Here is a 3,939-nt window from a genome sequence, read left to right as displayed (position 1 = left end):
GCCTATAACATTAAGGCCAGTTTCTTAAATCGGATCAATGTTTCGGGATTAAGGCTTTATGCGAGTGCATTTAACTTGTTCACCATTTCTAAAGTAAAAGATTACGATCCTGAAGGAACCAGTGGTAGTGGGCAGTTTTATCCACAGCAACGCATTATTAATTTGGGCGCCAATATTAAATTTTAAACATCATGAAGAACAAATCAATATATATATCACTTTTAGGCCTGTCTCTTATCTCAACGAGTATTGTAGGCTGTAAAAAAGATTTTTTAAATGTAGAACCAACAGATCGGATCTCTACATCTGCTATAGAAACAGATACAGCTGTTTTTGAAGCCTATGTAACCAACCGTTATATCGCCAGTAGATTGCAGGATAAGGAGGGCGACGGTTCTTCACCGGGTTTTGGCAGAGGTTTTGAATATAGCATGTGGAGCTCATTTACCGATGAATCTATTTATAATAATGATGATGCCACCTGGTTGATCCAAAGAGGACAACTGGCACCTGAAAATTTAGGCAGTGCTGGTGTATATTGGGGAAGGAGCTACAAAAGCATCAGAGAATGTAATTATGCACTCGAAGTGCTTGGTAAAATTGGAATGAGTGCAGCACATAAAAAACAGTTAGTGGCCGAACTTAAATTTGTTAGGGCTTTCCGTTATCAGGATCTGATCCGGAATTATGGTGGCGTAGTTTTGATGGGCGATAAGGTAACGAACCTGACCGATAATCTGCAGGATCCGGCATTGTTTCAGCGCGCCTCGATTAAAGAATCTATAGATTATGTAACGGCACAGCTAGACCAGGCTGCAGCAGATTTACCTTTGGATAATAGTAGTAGCTGGATGGTAGGAAGGGCAACAAAAGGCGCAGCACTTGCGCTAAAATCCCGTTTACTTTTATATGCTGCTAGTCCGTTGTATAATGCTGGTACCTGGCAGGCAGCTGTTACGGCAGCTCAGGCAGTTATTTCTTTAAATAAATATGGAATTTACACGGGCGGTTATGGAAATTTATTCTTAACCGACCAAAGCAATGAAATTATTTTCGCGAGGTTGTTTACAAAAAATGCAAACCATACCCATTTAGAAATTGCCAACGGACCGAACGGTTATGGCGGCTGGGCTGGTAATACACCTTTGCAAAACCTGGTAGATGATTATGAAATGGCCAACGGCAAAGCCATTACCGATCCTACATCTGGTTACGATAACAACGAACCATATAAAGGTCGTGATCCTCGTTTTGCAGCCACTATTTTATACAATGGTGCAGCTTATCGTGAGCGTAATGTAGAAACCTTTATCCCGGGAGGAAAAGATAGTAAAGATGGAAATGATAACTGGAATACAACCAAAACAGGTTATTACCTTAAAAAATTCATGAATGATGCTTATCCATTGCAAAATCCTTGGGGTAATGCAGGGTTTCAGCCTTGGATTTATTTTAGATATGCAGAAATTTTGCTTAATTATGCAGAAGCTGCAAACGAAGCTTATGGCCCTGATGCCGTTCCTTCCGGATCAACAATGTCGGCACATTATTGGTTACCAATACCTAGGGCCGAAATTTTAGCTTCAGGTGGTAAATTGCAGCAAAACACTGGTTATTAAAAAACAATTTAACCATCAATGATAAAGTATTATAAACAAATCGGCTACTTTCTTACTTGCATTTCTTTGTTTTGCTATGGTAATGCTGCGGCCCAGCAAACTGTAAAGATTGAAATTCACCCATTGGTTCAATTTCAAACAATAGAAGGTTTCGGGGCATCTGATGCATGGACTTGTCAATTTGCCGGATTATGGCCTGCAGAGAAAAAGGATAAGATGGCCGATTTGCTTTTTAGTACCCAAATTGCAAAAACGGGTCAGCCCCTTGGTATTGGCCTTAATATGTGGCGTTTCAGTATTGGTGGTGGCAGTGCCGCCCAAGGTAAGGCAAGCGATATTGGCGACGAATGGCGTCGCCAATACGCTTTTCTGCAACCAGATGGCAGTTATGATTGGAACGCGATGCCAGGGCAAACCTGGTTTTTAAAGGCCGCTAAAACCCGTGGCGTAAAACAGTTTATCGGCTTTGTAAACAGTCCGCATGTGCTTTTTACCAAAAACGGAAAAGCTTATTCTACTGATGGTAACTGCAACCTGAATTTTGATAAACTTCCCGATTTTTCAGCCGATATGGTAGCCACAATTAAAGGGTTGAAAAAAAATACAGGGATCGAATTGGATTACCTTAGTCCGGCAAATGAGCCACAGTGGAAATGGAATGAGCACAATCAGGAAGGTTGTCCTTATAACAATACTGAACTTGCTCAGCTTTATAAAGGCGTAAATGATGCGTTTGCGAAAAATCAGATCAAAACCAAAATACAGATAGGAGAGGCCGGCCAGCTCGATTATTTATACGATAATGGAAACACCGCAAAGGGAAATCAGGTATATCAGTTCTTTAATGCTTCATCTCCGAATTATGTTGGCAACTTATCCAATATTGATCAATCTATTTCTGCTCATAGCTATTTTACAACAAGTCCTGAACAAAAATTTATTAATATCCGTAAAAAAACAGCTGAAGCAGTAGCTCAGATAAAAGGTTTAAGGTATTGGATGTCTGAATATTGTGTTCTTGGTGATGATGTGCTAAAGGGTGAAAAGCGTGATTTGGGTATGGTAACCGCACTGTTTATTGCAAAGCTCATCCATCATGATTTAGTGATATCCAATGCTACATCATGGCAGTGGTGGTTGGCCGTATCGGCTGGCGATTATAAAGATGGGCTGGTATATATTGATAAAAATAAAACAGACGGGCAGGTTTATGATAGTAAAATGTTATGGGCTTTAGGCAATTATAGCCGTTTTATTAAAGCTGGTAGTAAACGTGTTGGGGTTAGTATAACAAACGGAAAAGAAAAACAGATTTACATATCAGCATATCTGGATAATAGCAATCTGGTTACTGTAGCGGTTAATACTAGTGAACAAGATATCGACCTGGATATGGAAATAAAAGGAAGTAAACCAAATGTGGTGCAAACCTATGTTACATCTGCAGAATATAATTTATCACCATATAAGCAATATAAAACAGAGAAGCCTGGCGCGATAGAATGAAAATGGCTAAAGCGATGGGCTTAAACACCATTGGTACCTATGTATTTTGGAATGTACATGAACCACAGAAAGATAAATTCGATTTCTCGGGCAATAATGATATTGCCGAATTTGTACGTATTGCAAAAGAAGAAGGATTATGGGTATTGCTTCGCCCTAGTCCGTATGTATGTGCCGAATGGGAATTTGGTGGTTATCCATTTTGGTTGCAGAACATTAAAGGTTTACAGGTAAGGAGTAAAGAAGCACAATATTTAAAAGAATATAAAGAATACCTTACAGAGATTGGTAAACGGTTAGCGCCATTGCAAATTAACCATGGTGGCAACATCTTAATGGTACAGGTAGAAAACGAGTATGGCTCTTACGGAAATGACAAGGAATATCTGAAGATCAATGCTCAGCTCTTTAAAGATGCTGGTTTTGACGGCGTGCTTTCTACCTGCGATCCTGTTCCTGCATTAGAAGGTGGTCATTTAGCGGGTTTGCTTCCAGGCGTAAATGGCATCGATAGTCCTGCGCAGATCAGAACGCTGATCAATAAATATAACAATGGTGCCGGACCTTACTTTGTGCCAGAATGGTATCCGGCCTGGTTCGATTGGTGGGGTACAAAACATCATCAGGTAGATCCAAAAACGTATGCCAATAAATTAGATACTGTACTTAAAGGAGGGATTTCTATTAACATGTATATGTTTCATGGCGGTACAACCAGAGCTTTTATGAATGGGGCAAATTATAACGATTCTACAGCTTACGAACCGCAGATTAGTAGTTATGATTATGATGCACCTTTAGATGAGGCAGGTAA

At 39.9% G+C, this 3,939-nt stretch carries 4 protein-coding genes; all 4 read left to right on the top strand.

What is annotated here, in order from left to right:
* The coding region (locus AC1DND_RS26750) for a hypothetical protein (protein WP_477585749.1) at window positions 1–186 on the top strand (186 nt) is incomplete at its 5' end.
* Window positions 187–191: 5 nt separating this feature from the next.
* The gene (locus AC1DND_RS26745) at window positions 192–1,619 is read left to right on the top strand and encodes a RagB/SusD family nutrient uptake outer membrane protein (protein ID WP_477585747.1); all 1,428 of its coding nucleotides are present in this window, start codon (window positions 192–194) and stop codon (window positions 1,617–1,619) included.
* Window positions 1,620–1,637: 18 nt separating this feature from the next.
* Window positions 1,638–3,125, top strand: coding sequence for a glycoside hydrolase (locus AC1DND_RS26740; RefSeq protein ID WP_477585745.1), 1,488 nt, complete (start codon window positions 1,638–1,640; stop codon window positions 3,123–3,125).
* A partial coding sequence (locus AC1DND_RS26735; protein ID WP_477585743.1) for a beta-galactosidase occupies window positions 3,122–3,939 on the top strand: 818 nt, incomplete at its 3' end. The genes AC1DND_RS26740 and AC1DND_RS26735, both read left to right, overlap by 4 nt.

This window comes from Pedobacter sp. 01N416 (assembly GCF_056399685.1).
The sequence above is the reverse complement of the archived record's forward strand: the minus strand, read 5'-3'. Positions and strand labels throughout refer to the sequence as shown.

Bases quoted from the DNA above. Each gene is read 5' to 3' on its own strand.
- AC1DND_RS26745 (WP_477585747.1), top strand. From the start codon at position 192: ATGAAGAACAAATCAATATATATATCACTTTTAGGCCTGTCTCTTATC.
- AC1DND_RS26740 (WP_477585745.1), top strand. From the start codon at position 1,638: ATGATAAAGTATTATAAACAAATCGGCTACTTTCTTACTTGCATTTCT.